The following is a 17,758-nucleotide window of genomic DNA, read 5'->3' on the forward strand; positions in this document are numbered from 1 at the left end:
TTCATAGCTTCAAAGAAATTAAATCAAGAGCCTTCTTCAAGCTTGCGCTTGTCAGAAGGACTTCTCGTCCTTTCTGGTGCTTCGTGTTTCTTTCACGTTGTTTAATTTACAAGGTACACACTCTTGCCAGCCACTCAGGCTGACGTGCTATTTATTTTAGCACACTCAGTTTCACTTGTCAAGAACTTTTTTCAAGTTTTTTCAGGGCTTTTTAGCCCCAAACCGCTTGTTTCGGTTCTTTTTCAAGCTCGTTCGTTCCGTCCGGCGCGAACTCATTTAGTTTACCATGCACACTCGCGTTTGTCAAGCACTTTTTTCTGATCCTTTTTCAGAAGGCCGTCCGGGTTCCCCTCGGTTTCTTCCGCTTTTGGTCAGATTTTCATGCCCTCTCGCAAGGCGCTCAGATAGAATACCACTCACGCCCCCTTTTGTCAACACCTTTTTTCACTTTTCTTCATTTTCTTTTTCCTTTCTTCTTTTGTCATTCTCTGGTTGCGGCCGAGTTGGAATTATGCTACTCTATCCTTATTACAAAATTCAATGGAAAGGGGCCATACCCATGCCCATTAAAATACCCGATTCACTCCCCGCCACCGCGGTATTGGAGAGCGAGAATATCTTCGTCATGACTGAGCACAGAGCACTGCATCAGGACATCCGTCCTTTGAATGTGGTCATTCTGAATCTGATGCCCACCAAGATCGTGACGGAGACCCAGATTCTTCGCAAGCTGTCCAATACTCCAGTGCAGATCGAAGTAGAACTGCTGCGGACCGCCAGCTACCACTCCCAGCATACTGATGAAGATCATCTGGCTTCCTTTTATACCACCTTTGATCAGATCAGAGAACGCAAGTTTGACGGTATGATCATCACCGGCGCTCCCGTGGAGAACCTGGAGTTCGATCAGGTGGACTACTGGCCCGAGCTGTGTGAGATCATGGAATGGAGCAAGACTCACGTCCACTCTACCCTGCATATCTGTTGGGGCGCCCAGGCGGGTCTCTATTTTCATCATGGAATCGAAAAGCGTTCTCTTTCCCAGAAGCTGTTCGGCGTTTTTGAGCACCGGGTCCTCAAGCCCAGTTCTCCTCTGTTCCGGGGATTTGATGATGTGTTTTACGCCCCTCATTCCCGCTATACCGAAGTATGGGAGGAGGACATCCGCCGCACTCACGGTCTGGAACTGATCGCAGTCTCCGCCGAGGCAGGCGTGTATGCCGTCAAAACCGAAGATAGCCGGCAGTTCTTTGTAATGGGGCACCCGGAATACGACCCGGACACCCTGTCCAAAGAATACTGGCGGGATGTGAACAAAGGGCTGGACATTGCCGTTCCCGCCCACTACTTCCCCGGCGATGATCCCAATAAGGTGCCGGTGGTACGCTGGCGCAGCGCCGGCCAGCTTCTCTATACCAACTGGCTGAATTATTACGTCTATCAGACCACGCCTTATGATATTACCAAGATACAGGGCGAAACTGCGGAATAAGCGCAGCGCCGCAAACCCAGAGAAGTCCTCCTCCACCGGAGGACTTCTCTGCTTTTCCCAAACTGTTGACACGCTGAAACGGTTCTGTATATAATCAACTCAGCCGCATATCCCGCAAAGAACACCCCGACGAAGGCGGACCGGCCTGTGGACGGTGCCCATTATAAGGAAAGGATTTGATCCCTCATGAAATTGCCCAGACTTGCCGCCGGAGTTCTCAGTATATCTCTGGCTGTCACCATGGTCTCTACTTCGGCATTTGCCGTTGACCTGAGCTTCAAGGACGTTCCCTCCAACCACTGGGCTAAGCAGTCCATCACCGCTATGGCTGACAAGGGCATCATGACCGGCGTGGCCGACGGTGTTTTCGCCCCCAGCAACACCCTCACCTATGCGGAGTTCTTCACCATGCTTACCCGGCAGTTCTACGCGGACAAGCTGTCTGGTGAGGGTGAGTACTGGTACAGTCAGTTTGTTGCTGCGGCCGCTGCTGCCGGCATCGACCAGGGCCTCTCTATGAAGTCCGTCACCGATGTTATCACCCGCTACGACATGGCCCAGATCATGTACAACCTCATGTCCAAGAAGGGCGTCCAAATGCCCTCTCATGTGGACACCTCCAAGATCGCTGACTGGAGCAAGATCCCCCAGGAGTACCAGAAGGCAGTGTCCGTCTGCTACAGCCTCGGAACTCTGTCCGGCACCGACAGCAAGGGCACCTTCAACGGCACTGGCAACATGGACCGGGCGCAGGCAGCTGTTGTCATGAGCCGCCTGCTCGAGGTGTGTGAAGGCGCCGCTCCCACTCCCACCCCCTCCGGCTCCAAGCAGATCACCAGCATCACCCAGCTTATTACGAAGGACGGCATGGAGGAATACCCCGGCGGATTCCACGCCAATCCTGATCTCGTCTCTCACGGCTCTGCCGGAATGGGCATCGCCTCCAAGGGTTACTCCACCTTCTCCTTCACCTTCAAGGCTGCCGGTACCGACACCTGCATCGAATATAGGGTCAAGGATGCAGCTGCTGGATACATCGACCCTGCTGTTCTGAAAGAGACAGTAGTCGTGAAGGCGGGAGAGACTAAAACCTTTACCTTTGATTGCAGTAACTCGCAGGGCATTGGACTTGCGATCAAGGAGAACGGAACGATTGGAGTGTTCTCCGAAGGCTGGATCACCAACATCACCCTCAGCTGAAAGAAAGAGCACTCCCGTGCCAACTGCACAGGAGTGCTCTTTCTTTGTTCCAAATCAGACATTCCATTTTAAATGCAGGCCGACAAACGGCCCCGGTACTACCGACTGCACCATCTTGATATTTGGCGCATCAGCCAGGCTGAGAATATGACGGCAGCGCCGGCAAATACCATAGCAAGCATCGTAAGCGCTGCAATCAAACAAATGGTGGCTTCCTCCACTGGTCACACCTCCTTTTTACAAACTCCACCTAATTGCCAGCGGAACGTGCCATCTGGTATTAGAGTGGGGATTGTTCAAGGGCAACCATTATTCTTGGAAAGGATGATATCACAGTCACAAAGAGTTTTCAAGCCTTTTTCAAAGAGGCAGATAATATAGCGTATCCAATCCCCCTCCTCACAGCCATCCCAACCATATGTGGAACCAACAGAAAGAGGGCACTTTTATGCCTATCGCGTTTCTCCCAACGATGGACAAAGCCCCGCAAAGTTTTGATATTATTCATTACTAAATTATTATGGCACTATATAGTAGGATCAGCAACCTCCGTCTAAAAGCGCCGTCAAATGCGCATATTGGGTTTTTCCCGATTCCGCCTTGGGCAGGGCGTCGATGGCACGCACATCAAAGGCCCGTGGCGCAAAGGACAACCGGCTGCACAGAAACTCCCGAATGGGAGTGGACAAGTCTTCATTTTTTGCGCAGTAAAAGACGGTAAGCAGATCATCTTTGCCGACGCAGGCCAAGTCTGTATCCGGAAAGCAGGTAAGAAGCATACGCTCCACCTCATCCAGATTGACCCGGTTGCCAAAGAGCTTTACAAAGCGCTTTTTGCGCCCGACGATATAATAGTATCCATCCTCATCCCGTTTGGCCATGTCTCCTGTGCGAAGCACGCCTTTCCACTGGTCACCCAGCGCAAGATCCTCCGGCTGCTGGGCATAGCCCATGGACACGTTGGGTCCGTGATAGATCAACTCACCCACCATATGCGGCTGGCTAATTTCCGAGCCATCCTCCTGCAGCAGCTGGAACGTACCGCCGGGCACGGGAATCCCCATACTGCCGCACTTGGCCACGGCCTGTTCCGCAGGCAGATAGCCCATCCGGGGGGCGGCCTCCGTCTGGCCGTACATTATAAAAAAGCGTCGGTCTGTCCGGATGGCCCAATCCGCAAATTCCAGATGGAGGGCTTCAGGCAGCTTGCCTCCGGCCTGGGTCATGGTGCGCAGATGGGGCAGATCCATGTCCATCAATCCCACACGGCGGTACATCTGATAGGTATAGGGGACGCCGGCCAGAGATGTGACCCTCTCCCGCGCCACCAAATCCCAGAAGGCACGCTGCAGCAGATTGCTGCGGGTCAGCACCAAAGGAGCGCCCGCCATCAGGTGGGTATTGATGATGGACATACCATAGGAATAGCTCATGGCCAGGTTGGTGACCGGGCGTTCCTCCTCATTCAGGCCCAGATAGGACACAATGGAGCGGGTATTGACATCCAGATTTTTATCAGAAAGCCGGACCAGTTTGGGGCTCCCCGTGCTGCCTGATGTGGTGAGCAGCAGGGCCAGTTCCGGGTGCAGGACAGGGCCGTTCTCCCCGGGGCGGCGCAGCAGAATGCTGTCCTCCACCTCCACAGCAGGAACAAAGCCTTCCAGCACCTGTCGGGTGGCGTCCGGAAGATCGTTGGGGACGGAGAGGAAGGCCGGCTGATACAGCTGCACCAGCTGGGTCAGCAAATCAGGAGGAATGGCTTCGTCCAGCAGCAGGGGGACCGCTCCGCCTTTCATGCAGCCCAGGTAGCTCAGCAGGGCACCCGGACTGTTCCGGCAGAGGACAAATACCAACCGGTGGCCTCCAATGGCGGCCGACAGCCGTTCCGCAGCTCTGTTCAGGTCCGCCAGGGTGTAGCGGGCGCCGGCCTCTGTAACGGCCAAAAGCCGCTCCGGCTCCCGGGCACAGCGCGCAAACAGTTCCATAAAAATCCTCCTATCCTATGATAATGCGTACTGAACAAAGCCAAAAGCCTTGAAAGCCAAGGTTTTCAAGGGCATCTGGCTTTGTTCAGGTGCAAGGGTTTTGGACGAAAATATGCAAATCCCTTGCACCTTTCGCTGGTGCATTGAGGTGCACCAGCGAAAATACGCATTGCAACAATGGCTGAATTCCATACAAACGGCTTCTTTGAGCCGTTTGTATGGAATTGCGCGGCTACCGCCGCGCGAATAAACCGATTTTCGGTTTATTCAGCAGACATTATGATACGGGAGAGGGAGCCGATGACATCCTTGCCATCCCACAGGGTATCCAGCTCCAGAGCCTGTCCAGGAAGTACCACCCGGTAAATCCCTTTGGCCCGGCGTTTCATCAGCCAGGCGGACACCTCCTGGGGCGACACCCCGCCGCACACCAGGGTCTGTACCTTCGGCGTAAGCAGAGGCAGCAATTCTTCCAGGGACTGGATAACGCCCTGATAAAATAGGCCGAATCCGCCTTTCAGCTGCTCCAGCGGTTGGGGCAGCTGGGCCAGATCCGCCACGCAGAGCAGATTCCCGTCAAAGCGTTCCACACGCTCCACCGTGCCCAGGGGCAGGTCCATAACCGTCAGGCACAGCCGCTCCAGCTTGCAGGCTGCCTGGAATGGCCCGAAGGCGTAGTTCCGGGCTGCCTCAGCAGCAACCGCATTCCACCAGCGTTGGACACAATCCGGCGATCCGCCGTCGTTCAGCCACAGAACCAGCTGAGGACTGGAGCAGGCATTCTGATCCATCTGATAGGTATCATTATAAAAACGGTGGGCCAGTTCAGCCATCTGCGCGGGCCCCATGGCAGACAGAGCAGCCCGGCTGAACAGCGCAAGGGACCAGCGATCGGGAAAACACAGCTCCACCCCATGGGCCGGCATAGGCATGGCCCGCACGGCGGCCACGGTCTCGTCACCGCCCCATACCACCCGGCCGTCGCACCGGGCACAGAAACGGGCGGTGATCTCCGGATTTCTGTCGTAGCGGATCAAAGCGGTACGCCCCTTGACCGCCAGATGCTCCGGCCTGTCCAGCACAGAATTCAGCACCGCCAGCAGAGCTTCCTCCTCTCCCGCACGACGGCTGGACAAGCGAACAATATTGGCATTACCGGCCAGCAGCCCCAGCGCCAGGGTGTAGGCAAACATGGCGGGTACATTGCTGGGCGCCAGGTGGAAGATCAGCCCCTGACCCAGCCTGTGCAAGGGAGATACATACCGCTGCGCAAGGCCCTCCAGCCGGCGGCGGCGGCACCAGAAAGCAAAGCCGGCAGCGGCCTCCCCGCTGCGGGTCTCAGGCTGCCGCAGCAGCTCCTCCGACAGGTGGGACAAAAAGTCCAGTACTCTGGGGTCAAAGGGCGGCCAGGGCGTATCCTCAGGAGAAGGCACGCCTGCCAGCAAGGTGACATCATCCATCATAGGTATCGCTGCACCCCCTTACTTCAGCCTTGGGGACCCGTCCGGTAATGCGGAAGTACTTTCCCAGACGGCCGCAGGGACAGTCGTCCTCCCCCAGAAGGATACCCATATCCTCCGTGAGCAGCGCGTGACCGGGATAGGAACCGGGCAGCAGGGAAAGCACCTCCAGCACACCCTCCTCTCCGGGCGGACACACCCCATAATCGCCGGGACGCCGCACTATGATATCCGACCAGATGCTGGCATGGAGGTGTCCCATGGGGCACTCCATGTAGATACACCCGGTCTGTTCCGCCATGCCGTAATAGTCGCACACATTCTGGACGCCGGCAGCGGCCTTTACCCGGGCCTGGAAGGTATCTCGATCCACCGCCTGATGCAGCAGCTTTTTCCACCCTCCGCCGTGGATCAGGGTGCCCTGAGGAAGGGAGAGCTGGATCCCTTTCTGCTCCAGAGCCTGGATGAAGTGCTGCCAGATCATGAAGGTAAACCCAAACAACAGGACCGGACCTTGGCCCCACCGGTTCTGAAAGTCCAGAACGGCCTCCACATCCAACTCCATGTCCTTATTCAGGGCATAGACGATTTTGGAACCAAACATGGAAAAGCCCAGCACCCCCGCGCCCCGGGCGGAAAACATGGCCCGGTTGCGCAGTACCTCCGGCGAGTCGATGACCAGAAGGGGGATGCGCCGCGGCCCGATGAAGTGAGCCACAATGTGGGACAAAACCTTCTGCTGCCGGGCGGCGGTTTCTTTATCCAGATCAATGCGGGAGACCCGCTGCCCGGTGGTGCCCGAGGAGGTGATGGTTTTGAAGACTGCCTCCTCCGGAATGCTGCGCAGGGGCAGCTCTTTGAACACAGATACCGGCAGCATGGGGATCTCCTCCGGGGTATGAAGGGTATGCTGGTCACAGCCCAGAGCGGCAAGCCATTTCTCATAGGGGGGGCAGTGGGTCCCGTGGAAGGCGGTCAGTTCCCCCAGCCGCCGGGTAAACAGAGCCCGTTTTTCCTCCCGGGGCATACCATAGGCATCCCGGGCCAACAGTGCTTCAAAATCCATACTACCCCTCTTTCCGTTGACGGACATAGGGCTCCCCGTGTCCGGGGCAGATCTCCACCCCCACAGGCAACCCTATGAGTATCGGTTTGGTATGCTGTTCATAGGCATCCTCACTGCCGCCGGGCAGACGAAGGATCACCGGTTGCTCCGGAATCAGGTAGTCCCCGGAGAAAAAACGCCCCTTGTCCAGCCAGATGCCCATACTGCCGGGCGTGTGGCCGGGCAGCGGAATGCAGCGCAGCTGGTGGCCCTTCCAGTAGATGGTGCAGGGCTGGGAAACGGTCTCGTCGGCAGGGCGGCAGACAAAGGGCGGATAGCTGATACCCGGCTTCCCCTGGAAGGTGAGATAGACCTCCATCATGCTGGTCATGTTCAGCCGCGTGCTTTGCAGGCCTGCGCTGCAGGCCTCGGTACATACCACACGTGCCTGGGGCCACCGCTCCCGCATGGCCTCCAGTCCGGCCATGTGGTCACAGTGCTCATGGGTAAGCAGGATATAGCGGGGCTGCACACCCATCTGCTCCATCTGCCCCACCACTTCGGTTTGGTTGGGGTCGATGACAATGCACTCGGTCCCCTCCTGCAGCAGATAGCAGTTGCTTTCGGTCAGCGGGTCGCATATCCGGTGACATTGCATGGCCTTACAACTCCACCCCGTACTTGGCCAGGATTTCCTTTCCTTTTTCATAGGAGGAGAAATCCAGTACGTCCATGGTGCTCAGGCCAATGTCGAAGGTCTCCTCCATGGCGCTCATCAGATCCATATGACCTACCGAATCCCACTGCTTGATGCCGCGATAGGTTAATGTGGGAAGGTCTGCCTCCTCAATGGGAAAGCTGGTGAGAAAGAGCTTGTTGTACCGTTCCAGATTTGTCATAGAGATCTCCTCCTGTGGAAGTTTTCAAAAAATGGGACAGGTCCGGCGCATCCGCTGCCATCAAACAGGGACACGCCGGACAGTCCTCTTGGGGAGTTAGTAGGGAGAGTGGAAACGCTTCTCGTATTCGACCTTCAGTGCATCGCGGAAATCGGGGTGGGCGATCTCGATGAGGTTGCGGGCGCGCTGGCGGAGGGTCTGACCCTTCAGGGCAGCCACACCGTACTCGGTGACGACATAATCCACATCGTTGCGGCTGGTGGTGACGGCAGCTCCCTCATCCAGCAGGGGGACGATCTTGGAGATCTTGCCCTTGACGGTGGAGGGCATGGCCATGATGGACACGCCGCCCTTACTGGCGGAGGCGCCGCGGACGAAGTCCACCTGGCCGCCCACGCCGGAGATCTGCTTGGGACCCACGGTCTCGGAGGCCACCTGGCCCATCAGATCCACCTGCACGCAGGAGTTGATGGAGATCAGGTTGTCATTCTGGGCGATGACAAAGGGATTGTTTACATAGTCCACAGGCCGCAGCTCCACGTCGGGATTGTGGTCCACAAAGTCATACAGGCGTCTGGTACCCATCAGGAAGGCCACCACAAATTTACCGGGGTTCAGTGTCTTCCTTGCGTTGGTAATGACACCAGCTTCAGCCAGCTCCACCACGCCGTCGGAGAACATCTCAGAATGGATACCCAGGTCCTTTTTCTCCTTCAGGAAGAGGAGAACGGCATCGGGGATGGCGCCGATGCCCAACTGAAGGGTAGCGCCGTCGGGGATCAGAGAGGCGCAGTTTTCACCGATGGCCTTTTCAATATCGCCGATCTTCGGGGGGGCAAGCTCAATAATGGGAGCCTCATGCTCCACGATGCAGTCCAGATCCTCCACGGACACCAGGCTGTGGGGGCCGGTCCAGGGCATCTGAGGATTGACCTGGGCGATGACCACCTTGGCCTGCTTGACGGCCTCCAGGGTGTAGTCCACCGACACACCCAGGGAGCACATACCGTTCTCATCCGGCGGGGTCACGGCGACCATGGCAACATCCACCGGCATGGTGGAGCTGAACAGACGGGGGATCTCAAAGAAGAAGCTGGGGGTAAAGTCCGCCCGGCCCTCTTCCACCGCAGCCCGGGTGGAGCCTCCCACAAAGAAGGCATTGTGGCGGAAGTTCTTGGCGTATTCAGGTTTGCAATACTCACCCTTGCCCATGGCCACCATGTGGACGATCTCTACATTCTCATAGGCAGAGGCGTTTGCTACCATAGCATCCAAAAGGTAAGAAGGTTCGCCGCAGGCATGAGCCACAACCACCCGATCGCCGGAACGGATGTGCTTGACAGCCTCCTCAGCGGACATAAGATGTTCCTGATAATAGGTTTTCCAGTTCATACCATTCACTCCTGTTCCCATTTCAGAAGGGCTTATAATAGCGGTATTCGAACAGAGGGTCGTTCACTGCATAAGACACGGTATCCCTTCTCTTTTACGGATCGCTTTGAGAAGGCTGCTGCATGGAAAGCTGCAGTTCCGCGTCGGCCACCAGTGTCTCACCCCTGAGGATCTGCCCCCGGCACAGGGCATAGCCCAGCTCTCTCCGCTCCTCCAGCAAGGAGGCGTGGATATCCAGCTGATCGCCGGGGCGTACCTTGGCCCGGAAGTGGGCCTTGCGTACCCCCATAAAAAGAGGGGTATATCGGGCATAGCAGGGCAGAGAAAGCAGCAGCAGGTCGGCGGTCTGGGCCATACACTCCAGCAGATAAATACCGGGAAGCACCGGGTCTCCGGGGAAGTGTCCGGCAAAGCACGGCAGTGCTCTGTCTACGGTGAATTGTGCGGCGGCTTCCACGCCGGGCGCCACACGGGAGGCGCTGTCCACCAGCAGCATGGGCGGCCGGTGAGGAAGCAGCGCCATGACGCCGTCCCGGCTCAGGGTCTGGACCCGCGGCCCCTCCAGGGCTGCTTTCAGTGCATCCCGGGTAGGCAACAGATCCTCCCAGCCGCCCATATAGAGCAGCCGTTCGGCGGGAACAGTCAGTCCGTCCACATTTGCGCAGCGGCTGGGACAGCCGCACACCACCAACACCGCTGTATAGGGCTTTCCCGCCTCGGCGATGACAAAATCACACTTGGGCAGGAGGCCGGACAGCCGCTTCACCACAGCCACACGGTCGTACCGGGAGTTGCATCCGCCGCAGTAGCGCACCCCGATTTCCATCCGCTCAGGCATGGTGATTCCTCAGGATGGCCCTGGCCTGTTCCAGCAGATCGGGGCTGACCTCATGGACAAGCACCGCCCGCTTGATGTCGGGCAGGTGTTCCACAAGGGCAGACTGGATCAGCTCCTCGGTGGTGAGATCGGCAGCCGGGCAACCGGCGCATTGTCCCTTCAATTTGAACTGCACAATGCCGTCCTCTACCTCCAGTACCTCCATCTCTCCGCCATGGGCGCGGAGCAAAGGTCTTACATGTTCATCCAGTACCGCTTCGATCTCCGGATACATAGGCAAAAGCCTCCTTTTCTGCTGTTATGGGGAGAAACAAGGCACACTGCGAAGGAAGCCTCCGCAGCGTGCCCGTTCAGCTTCCTTTATCCCGCCGGAAGGGGCGGAGGATCAGTCCTCCTTGATGTGGGCGATGGCCTTGGCCAGCGCCTTCTTATGGGCCAGGTTGCCTTGACGGGAGATCATGATGCGCTGCGCCTGGGGAGAACCGGCGCCGTGCATGGACTCAGTACGGTAGCCCACGGCCGCGGTGCCCAGAGACAGGTTTTCAATGAGGCGCAGGATGCGCAGACGGTTCTCGGTGGAGACCGCGTTGACGCCCCGCAGGTACTTGTCGATGACGGGACCCAGCTTGGGATCACGGAAGTCAGACTCGGAGGGGGCGGTGACCATCAGGCCGCCAGCGATGTCCTCGGCCAGCCGGACGATCTCATAGGGGAAACGGGTAACGTTCTGCTTACAGACGTTGGCCAGCAACAGGTCGATCATGTAGTTGCCGCTCTCGGTGGGGTAACCCTCGGCGGAACAGGCGATGCCGCAGCAGTACAGAGTCTCGTTCAGGTGGGTCATCTCAATAAGCTTATCCTTCACGTGGCTGGCCTTGGCGGCGCCGTTGTAGTCGGCGGCCACAGCGGCGGCGCCGATGAGGACGTCGCCCACGCCCACCTTACAGCCGCCGTAGCTCTGGCGGTGATAGCCGGCGAAGCGCTCCACCAGCATACCGGCAAACTCAGTCTCGCCGTTGAGGAAGATGCGGTCGTTGGGGACAAAGACGTGGTCAAAGACGGTGAGGGCCTCCACGCCGCCGAACTCGGAATTGCCCACGTCCATCTCACTGCCCTCCAGCTTGCGGGTATCGCAGCTCTGGCGGCCGATGATCATGTACAGGCCCTCGGTGTCCAGGGGCACAGCGAAGGAGATGGCGTAATCTTTGTCATCGGGGCCCATGGAGATGGTGGGCATGACGATGACTTCATGGGAGTTGATGATACCAGTCTGATGGGCCTTGGCGCCGCACACCACCACGCCGTCGGGACGACGTTCAACCACCCGCAGGAACAGATCGGGATCAGCCTGCTCATGGGGAGCCTTGGAGCGGTCACCCTTGGTATCGGTCATGGCGCCGTCCACGGTCAGGTCGTTCTCCTGGCAGTAGAGCATGAACTTCTTGAAGTTCTCATGGTAGTGGGTGCCATAGCGCTTGTCGATCTCATAGGTGGTGGAGTACTCGGCGTTAAAGGCGTCCATGCCCACGCAGCGCTGGAAGCAGGCGGCGGTCTTCTGACCCAGCAGGCGCTGCATCTTGACCTTGTTGCGCAGGTCCTCAGTGGAGCGGTGGATGTGGGTGAAGCGGTTGATGCGCTCACCGGTCTCGGGGGAGATGGCGGTCATCAGGTCCTGATACTCCGGCATCTGGGCCAGGTCGTAAGTCATACGGACGGAATTCAGGGAGGGACGCAGAATAGGATTATCAACAGGATTTTCCACTTTCTTGCCGAACATATAGATCTGCATAGGGATCTTGCGGATGCTTTCGATATACTGTTCACCAGTCATGAGTGCCATAATGATACTTCCTTTCTCTCACTGAAAATAAATAATGATGTAATACCGGATGAATGCTCGCCAGTTTTACTCAGCGTCCTGAGAAGCGCCTACAGCAGCCTGAGAAACACGCTTCTTGCTCTCAAAGAGGATGATAAACAGAACGATGCCGACGCCCAGGCCCCAGGCAGCACCCTTAACCGCCAGGACAGCGCCCATAACGCCGCATACACCCCGCTCGATATCGCTCTTGCACATATTCATGGCCAACTGGGTGCAGATAAAGCCCTGCACCAGCATAGTCAGAGAAAGGGCAATGGGCAGCACGGGCTGCAGCAGAGAGGAGATGGGCATCAGCGCCACGCAGATAAAGGTACACCAGCGGAAGGTACCAGCGCCGCTGTAGAAGGACTCCATGGCCTTGGGGCCTTCCTTATAGCGCTGGGAAACAGCGGCAGTCACGGCAGCCCACAGTGGGCCGCAGGTCTGGGTGTAGGGACAGCAAACGGCCATAGCCACGTTGCGGATACCGCTGATGATGTTGGAGCGGTTGGCGTCAAAGATCAGCTTTTCATCGGGGCGGGCCACATCGGCGGAATGGAGCAGCTCCTCAGAAGTAACAAAGTCGCCGAAGGCAATGATGTACACCACGATGGCCACAGGAATGGCAGCGATCCAAGTAGCGGCACTGGGCCAGCCAATGGCAAAGGGAGAAAGCTGATTCCAGATGTTAGCGAACTCAGGAATCTTGATGAGAGGCCACCAAGTGATCTCGGGCACCGCGATCTCGCCTACCAGAGGACCGATCACAACGCCGATCAGAATGGCCGGCAGCATGCCGAACTTGCCGATCATATCGATGGCTTTGTATTTTTTACGCATATTGGCCCAAACAGGGCTGAACAGGCAGAAGTACGCAATGACAATACCTACGGTAATGGAGATGGGAAAACTGTTGTAGCGGCCGGTGGCGCCGAATTCGCCGATGACCGCGGCAACGCCGCCGCCCATAAGCACGCCGGCCTTTACGGAGTTGGGCACCATATGGACCATTTTGCCTCCGATGCCGGTGATGCCGAAGATCAGGAAGATCAGGCCCAGGATCATCTGCATAGCAATCAAGCCCTGCGTACGGCCAGGCCCTATTTCATAGCCTTTCAGGAATGCGGTAATGATGGGAATTGCCGGAGTGATCCACCCGGGAACCACAGGATCGCCCAGCAGGATGTGCAGATTATAGAAGAAGCCGTTAATGATAACCATGGACAACGCCACTTCATAACTGACGCCCAGCACATCGGTCAGTACAGGAATAGCTCCCAGACAGGTGGCGCACATGAAAATGGCCTGGATCATTTCAGGGAAGGACCATGCATAGTGGATGAAGGGCAGGCGGATTTTGAAGATCCCCGCTTTCCAGCAGGGTTGTTCTTCGCCGTATTTACGATAACGGCTGACAAAGTTTTCATTTGCCATTTACGTTCCCTCTTTCTCCCAACAGGGGCATAGTGTTATTTCCTTGTTTGGTCGACCACGTTGCAACGCTTTCATTAACTGCATATATTATGCCAAGTCTAAAAAAATTCCTCAAACTGCTGCGGCTGCAGCAATTTGAGGAATTGCTTCAAAAAGTTCAAAGCACGATTGTTTCATTTTTGAAACAAGATTAGATTGTTAAAATTCAGTCAAAGTCGCCAAACCGCAGGCACCGCCCCCACTCCGGCATACGATGCAAAAACGCAACAGCTGTTTTATTTTTGCATCGACGCCAGATACTTCTGTCGCTTGCGCACAAATGTTGCAGCATCCATACCCAGGCTAGCCGCTGCGGCACGCACATTTCCGTATCGTTCATAGGCCCGGCTCATATATCCATACTCATAGGCGGCAACCAGCCGCTTCAAGCTGACAGGCCCCTCCTGAGCCTGACCCGCAGAATCCTTGGCACGTCGACAGATCATAGGCAGATCGCTGGAGCAAATCTCATTTTCGGTGCTGAGAATGACTGCCTGCTCCACCACATTCTTAAGTTCCCGCACATTTCCAGGCCAATGATAGGCATAGAGAATGTCCAGTGCTTTCTCGGAAAAAAACTTTTGATAGCGGTACTTTTTGTTCATGTCACGCAGAAAACACTCCACCAACGGTCTGATGTCTCCTCTGCGCTCCCGCAGGGGCGGTATCTCAATGGGGACCACATTCAGTCGGTAGTATAGATCCTCCCGAAAAGTCTTGTTTTGCACCATCTCCAGTAAATTCCGGTTGGTGGCGGCAATAATGCGGGTATCCACCGGGATATCGCGGATACCGCCTACACGGCGAATCTGCATCTCCTGCAGGACGCGCAGCAGGTGAACCTGCATTTCGAGCGGAAGGTCACCCACCTCATCCAGGAATACGGTACCTTTGTCGGCACTTTCAAAAACGCCCAGTTTCCCCTCCTTGCTGGCCCCTGTAAAGGCTCCTTTTTCATAGCCAAACAGCTCACTTTCGATCAGCGTGGCAGGGATAGCACCGCAGTTGATGCCAATAAAACTCTGATCTGCACGGGTGGAATTTTCATAGATATAGCGGGCAAACTGCTCCTTACCCACTCCAGTCTCTCCCAGCAGCAGGATAGTGGTATCCAATGCGGCCACCTTTTTGGCCCGGCTGAGGACACCCAAGGTTTTGGGGTCAGCTGCAATGATCTGGTGTTCAAATTTCTGATTGCGCTGCAAGAATTCCATTTCACGGCGATGGCGCTGCTGGCTTTCTGTATACATATTTTGCAGGCGATAGATCTCTGTCATATCACGGACGACGGTGACGATCATTGTGAGCTGCCCCTGGGCATCGAAATGGGGCGAACTGGTAATCAGCGCTTTCTTTCCCGTTTTGAAATTTTGCTTTAATGTAACGGATTTGCCTGTCTCCAGCACATCCAGAGAGCCTGAGCGGTTGATCATCCCGCTGGATACGATCTCACGCATATTTTTACCCAGGACCTCTTTGCGATGAAGCCCGGAAATCTCCTCATAGGCGTCATTGATTAGGATCGTATTTGCATTTCCGTCGGTAATATACAGCCCGTCATGTACGCTGTTCAGAATCTCAAAAAGCTGCTGGCTGATCTCTTCTGTGTTGCCCTTCAGCAGCGAGCTGCCTGCGTTGGGCTGATAAGTGGGTTCAGGAATGGACATCCGTACTCCCTCCATCAAAGAGACTGGTTTGGCATAAGACGGGGACCCTACGCGGCAGGGATCTTACCTTCCAGGATATAGATGGGTTTATTGCATTTCTGTGTCAAAAAGCCGTCAAAGCGGTCCAGCTCCCGGGGGTCAGAAAATGCCGAGACCGGGATCATATATGCGCCTTGCGTAAAGTACAGCAGCCGCCACTGCTTCAATGCGGCCAGATGCGTCACATCAGCATACCGGACGGATGCAGACTCCTCCCCCACAGTGGCAAGGATATCATCGCGACGAAAGGTAAAGGTGACCGTGGAAGGATATTGTCCTCGGCTCTTCGCAGCCTTGATCGCCTTTCGACAGGTCTTGCGCTGGGCACGCATGGCGCCAAGCGGAATCACCGCAAATTGCAACACAGCAAATACAATGCCGCCCACACGCAGGGCTATTGGCCAGGCACTCCAGTTGTAGACGAGCAGAACCAGGATCAGAAGCCCGATACTAAAGAGTGCGGGATATGCCATGACTTCCATCCGATGTTTCTGAAAGAGCTTCCAGGTCCCCCGGGCCATTGCCTGATATGCATTTATATCATATCTGCTCTGTAGTACAAACGTCTCTTGTGCCTCCATGATACGCTCCTCCTATTTTGATTTGGCAGTCCGGTGCATAACTATTATGGATCGATGTGTTGTCAGTTTTAGGTTTAGTGTAGTTTATCATGGAGCCCATAGAGATTCAAGAGATTAGGCTTTACTTTTAGCCAAATCATATTTGCGGAATAATCTGAAAGTATAAATTTTCATAATTTATATTTATACGTTTGCCCCGCCAATCTGTAAAACGGTACCAAATCCGCTATTTTCCTGTTCTAGTATCTTTTTCTGCTTTCTTTGAAGCAATACCGCTACTATCATGTAATTTCTGAACCGCCGTTCCTCAATCCGCGCATGGACCACTATCTGGAATTTGAGTCGGAATACTAGAAAATGACTCTTTTACACCACTTAAAAGTACGCTGCCGGATATCGGAATCCAATTCCGGATGCCTCAAAGTTCTAAACCCCTTCAGAAATCCGAGGATCAAAAAAGCAGCTCACTCTGTACCAACAGGCATAAAAATGCCGCAAACTCTTGTACAGCAAGAGTTTGCGGCGCTTTTTTCACTCCCACTCAATAGTCCCCGTGGGCTTCGGCGTCAGATCGTAGAGCACCCGGTTAACACCCGGCACCTCATGGGTAATGCGGTGGGTAATGTGCTGCAGAAGCGCAAACGGTACGTCCTCCACGGTGGCAGTCATGGCATCCACCGTGTTGACCGCCCGAATAATAACCGGCCATTCATCGGCCCGGTTACCATCCCGGACTCCCACGCTTTTGATGTCGGGAATGGCGGTAAAATACTGCCACACCTTGCCCTCCAGGCCGTTCTTGGCAAATTCCTCCCGCAGAATGGCGTCGGACTCCCGGACCGCCTCCAGACGGTCCCGGGTAATAGCGCCCAGACAGCGTACCCCCAGACCGGGGCCGGGGAAGGGCTGACGGTAGACCATGTTGTCAGGTAAGCCCAGAGCCTTGCCGCAGGCGCGCACCTCGTCCTTGAAGAGCATCTTCAGCGGCTCCACCAGCTCAAAATCCAGAACCTCCGGCAGGCCGCCCACGTTGTGGTGGCTCTTGACTGCCTTCACCGTCTTGGTACCTGACTCGATAATGTCAGGATAGATAGTACCCTGGCCCAGGAAGGAGATACGCTCCAGCTTGCGTGCTTCCTCCTCAAAGACCCGGATGAACTCACCGCCGATGATCTTACGCTTCTGCTCCGGATCAGCAACACCGGCCAGTTTGTCCAGGAACCGATCCACCGCATCCACATAGATCAGGTTGGCGTCCATCTCATGGCGGAATACCTGAACCACCTGCTCCGGCTCCCCTTTGCGAAGCAGACCGTGGTTGACGTGGACGCACACCAGCTGCTTGCCGATGGCTTTGATCAGCAGGGCCGCCACCACCGAGGAATCCACACCGCCGGACAGTGCCAGCAGAACCTTTTTGTCCCCCACCTGACGGCGAATCAGCTCAATCTGGTCGGCAATAAAGTTGTCCATATTCCAGTTGGCCTCGGCACCGCACACGCCGAAGATGAAGTTGGACAGGGCCTGCTTCCGGGCCTCATCATCCTCAGGCCAGGGGGCGTCCCCCTTGTGGTCGACCATCAGAACCGGCAATTCACTGTTATAGATCTCTTTGGAGACATCGATCTCCACACCGTCTACCACACGGTTGGGACCGCCGTTCAGAATAATACCCTTTACGTTGGGCAGCTCTTGTATCTCCGCCAAAGTAATGTCATGGGGATGAATTTCACTGTAAACGCCCAGCGCCCGAACCTCTCGGGCAATCTTGGCGTTCTCCTTACTGCCAAGGTCCAGAATCAGAATCATGTCCTGCTTCATTGCAG

Annotated in this window: 15 protein-coding genes; 2 read left to right on the top strand and 13 right to left on the bottom strand. The window is 55.9% G+C overall.

Annotated features, from left to right (window positions below; all coding sequences use genetic code 11):
• The first annotated feature begins 559 nt into the window (after positions 1-559).
• Both metA and WHJ28_RS14550 read left to right on the top strand, forming a co-directional pair.
• Positions 560-1,492, top strand: a complete 933-nt coding sequence (gene metA, locus WHJ28_RS14545) for a homoserine O-acetyltransferase MetA (RefSeq protein WP_340042784.1) — start codon at positions 560-562, stop codon at positions 1,490-1,492.
• 186 nt (positions 1,493-1,678) lie between these two features.
• Positions 1,679-2,692: an S-layer homology domain-containing protein gene (locus WHJ28_RS14550; protein ID WP_340042785.1), complete on the top strand. Its 1,014-nt coding sequence runs from the start codon at positions 1,679-1,681 to the stop codon at positions 2,690-2,692.
• A gap of 539 nt (positions 2,693-3,231) precedes the next feature.
• Here the strand turns inward: WHJ28_RS14550 and WHJ28_RS14555 are convergent.
• The 13 genes from WHJ28_RS14555 to guaA form a co-directional block, all read right to left on the bottom strand.
• Complete coding sequence (locus tag WHJ28_RS14555; RefSeq protein WP_340042786.1) at positions 3,232-4,677, bottom strand: AMP-binding protein; 1,446 nt, start codon at positions 4,675-4,677, stop codon at positions 3,232-3,234.
• A 263-nt stretch (positions 4,678-4,940) separates the two neighbouring features.
• Positions 4,941-6,140 carry an acyl-CoA reductase gene (locus WHJ28_RS14560; protein ID WP_340042787.1) on the bottom strand — a complete coding sequence of 400 codons (1,200 nt, stop codon included), beginning with the start codon at positions 6,138-6,140 and terminating at the stop codon, positions 4,941-4,943.
• Positions 6,130-7,203 (bottom strand): LuxE/PaaK family acyltransferase, encoded by a 1,074-nt coding sequence (locus tag WHJ28_RS14565; RefSeq protein ID WP_340042788.1) that lies wholly within the window; start codon positions 7,201-7,203, stop codon positions 6,130-6,132. The genes WHJ28_RS14560 and WHJ28_RS14565 overlap by 11 nt, the downstream gene beginning before the upstream one ends.
• 1 nt (position 7,204) lies before the next feature.
• The gene (locus WHJ28_RS14570) at positions 7,205-7,840 is read right to left on the bottom strand and encodes an MBL fold metallo-hydrolase (RefSeq protein WP_340042789.1); all 636 of its coding nucleotides are present in this window, start codon (positions 7,838-7,840) and stop codon (positions 7,205-7,207) included.
• Positions 7,841-7,844: 4 nt separating this feature from the next.
• Positions 7,845-8,081, bottom strand: coding sequence for an acyl carrier protein (locus tag WHJ28_RS14575; RefSeq protein WP_340042790.1), 237 nt, complete (start codon positions 8,079-8,081; stop codon positions 7,845-7,847).
• 96 nt (positions 8,082-8,177) lie between these two features.
• Entirely contained in the window at positions 8,178-9,473 is a 1,296-nt protein-coding gene (locus WHJ28_RS14580; protein WP_340042791.1) for an acetyl-CoA hydrolase/transferase family protein, read from the bottom strand.
• A gap of 94 nt (positions 9,474-9,567) precedes the next feature.
• Positions 9,568-10,311 (bottom strand): 3-hydroxyacyl-ACP dehydratase FabZ family protein, encoded by a 744-nt coding sequence (locus WHJ28_RS14585; protein WP_340042792.1) that lies wholly within the window; start codon positions 10,309-10,311, stop codon positions 9,568-9,570.
• Positions 10,304-10,585 (bottom strand): NifU family protein, encoded by a 282-nt coding sequence (locus WHJ28_RS14590; RefSeq protein ID WP_340042793.1) that lies wholly within the window; start codon positions 10,583-10,585, stop codon positions 10,304-10,306. Before WHJ28_RS14590 ends, WHJ28_RS14585 begins: the two co-directional genes overlap by 8 nt.
• Before the next feature lie 111 nt (positions 10,586-10,696).
• Positions 10,697-12,151 (bottom strand): 4-hydroxyphenylacetate 3-hydroxylase family protein, encoded by a 1,455-nt coding sequence (locus tag WHJ28_RS14595; protein ID WP_340042794.1) that lies wholly within the window; start codon positions 12,149-12,151, stop codon positions 10,697-10,699.
• A 66-nt stretch (positions 12,152-12,217) separates the two neighbouring features.
• Entirely contained in the window at positions 12,218-13,606 is a 1,389-nt protein-coding gene (locus tag WHJ28_RS14600) for a hypothetical protein (protein ID WP_340042795.1), read from the bottom strand.
• Between the two features lie 275 nt (positions 13,607-13,881).
• Positions 13,882-15,312 (bottom strand): sigma-54 interaction domain-containing protein, encoded by a 1,431-nt coding sequence (locus WHJ28_RS14605; protein WP_340042796.1) that lies wholly within the window; start codon positions 15,310-15,312, stop codon positions 13,882-13,884.
• Between the two features lie 47 nt (positions 15,313-15,359).
• Positions 15,360-15,932 carry a YcxB family protein gene (locus tag WHJ28_RS14610; RefSeq protein WP_340042797.1) on the bottom strand — a complete coding sequence of 191 codons (573 nt, stop codon included), beginning with the start codon at positions 15,930-15,932 and terminating at the stop codon, positions 15,360-15,362.
• A 531-nt stretch (positions 15,933-16,463) separates the two neighbouring features.
• Positions 16,464-17,753, bottom strand: coding sequence for a glutamine-hydrolyzing GMP synthase (gene guaA, locus WHJ28_RS14615; RefSeq protein WP_340042798.1), 1,290 nt, complete (start codon positions 17,751-17,753; stop codon positions 16,464-16,466).
• Between the last annotated feature and the right edge of the window lie 5 nt (positions 17,754-17,758).

Origin of the sequence: Flavonifractor porci (genome assembly GCF_037572415.1) — a bacterium.
GTDB lineage: Bacteria > Bacillota > Clostridia > Oscillospirales > Oscillospiraceae > Flavonifractor > Flavonifractor porci.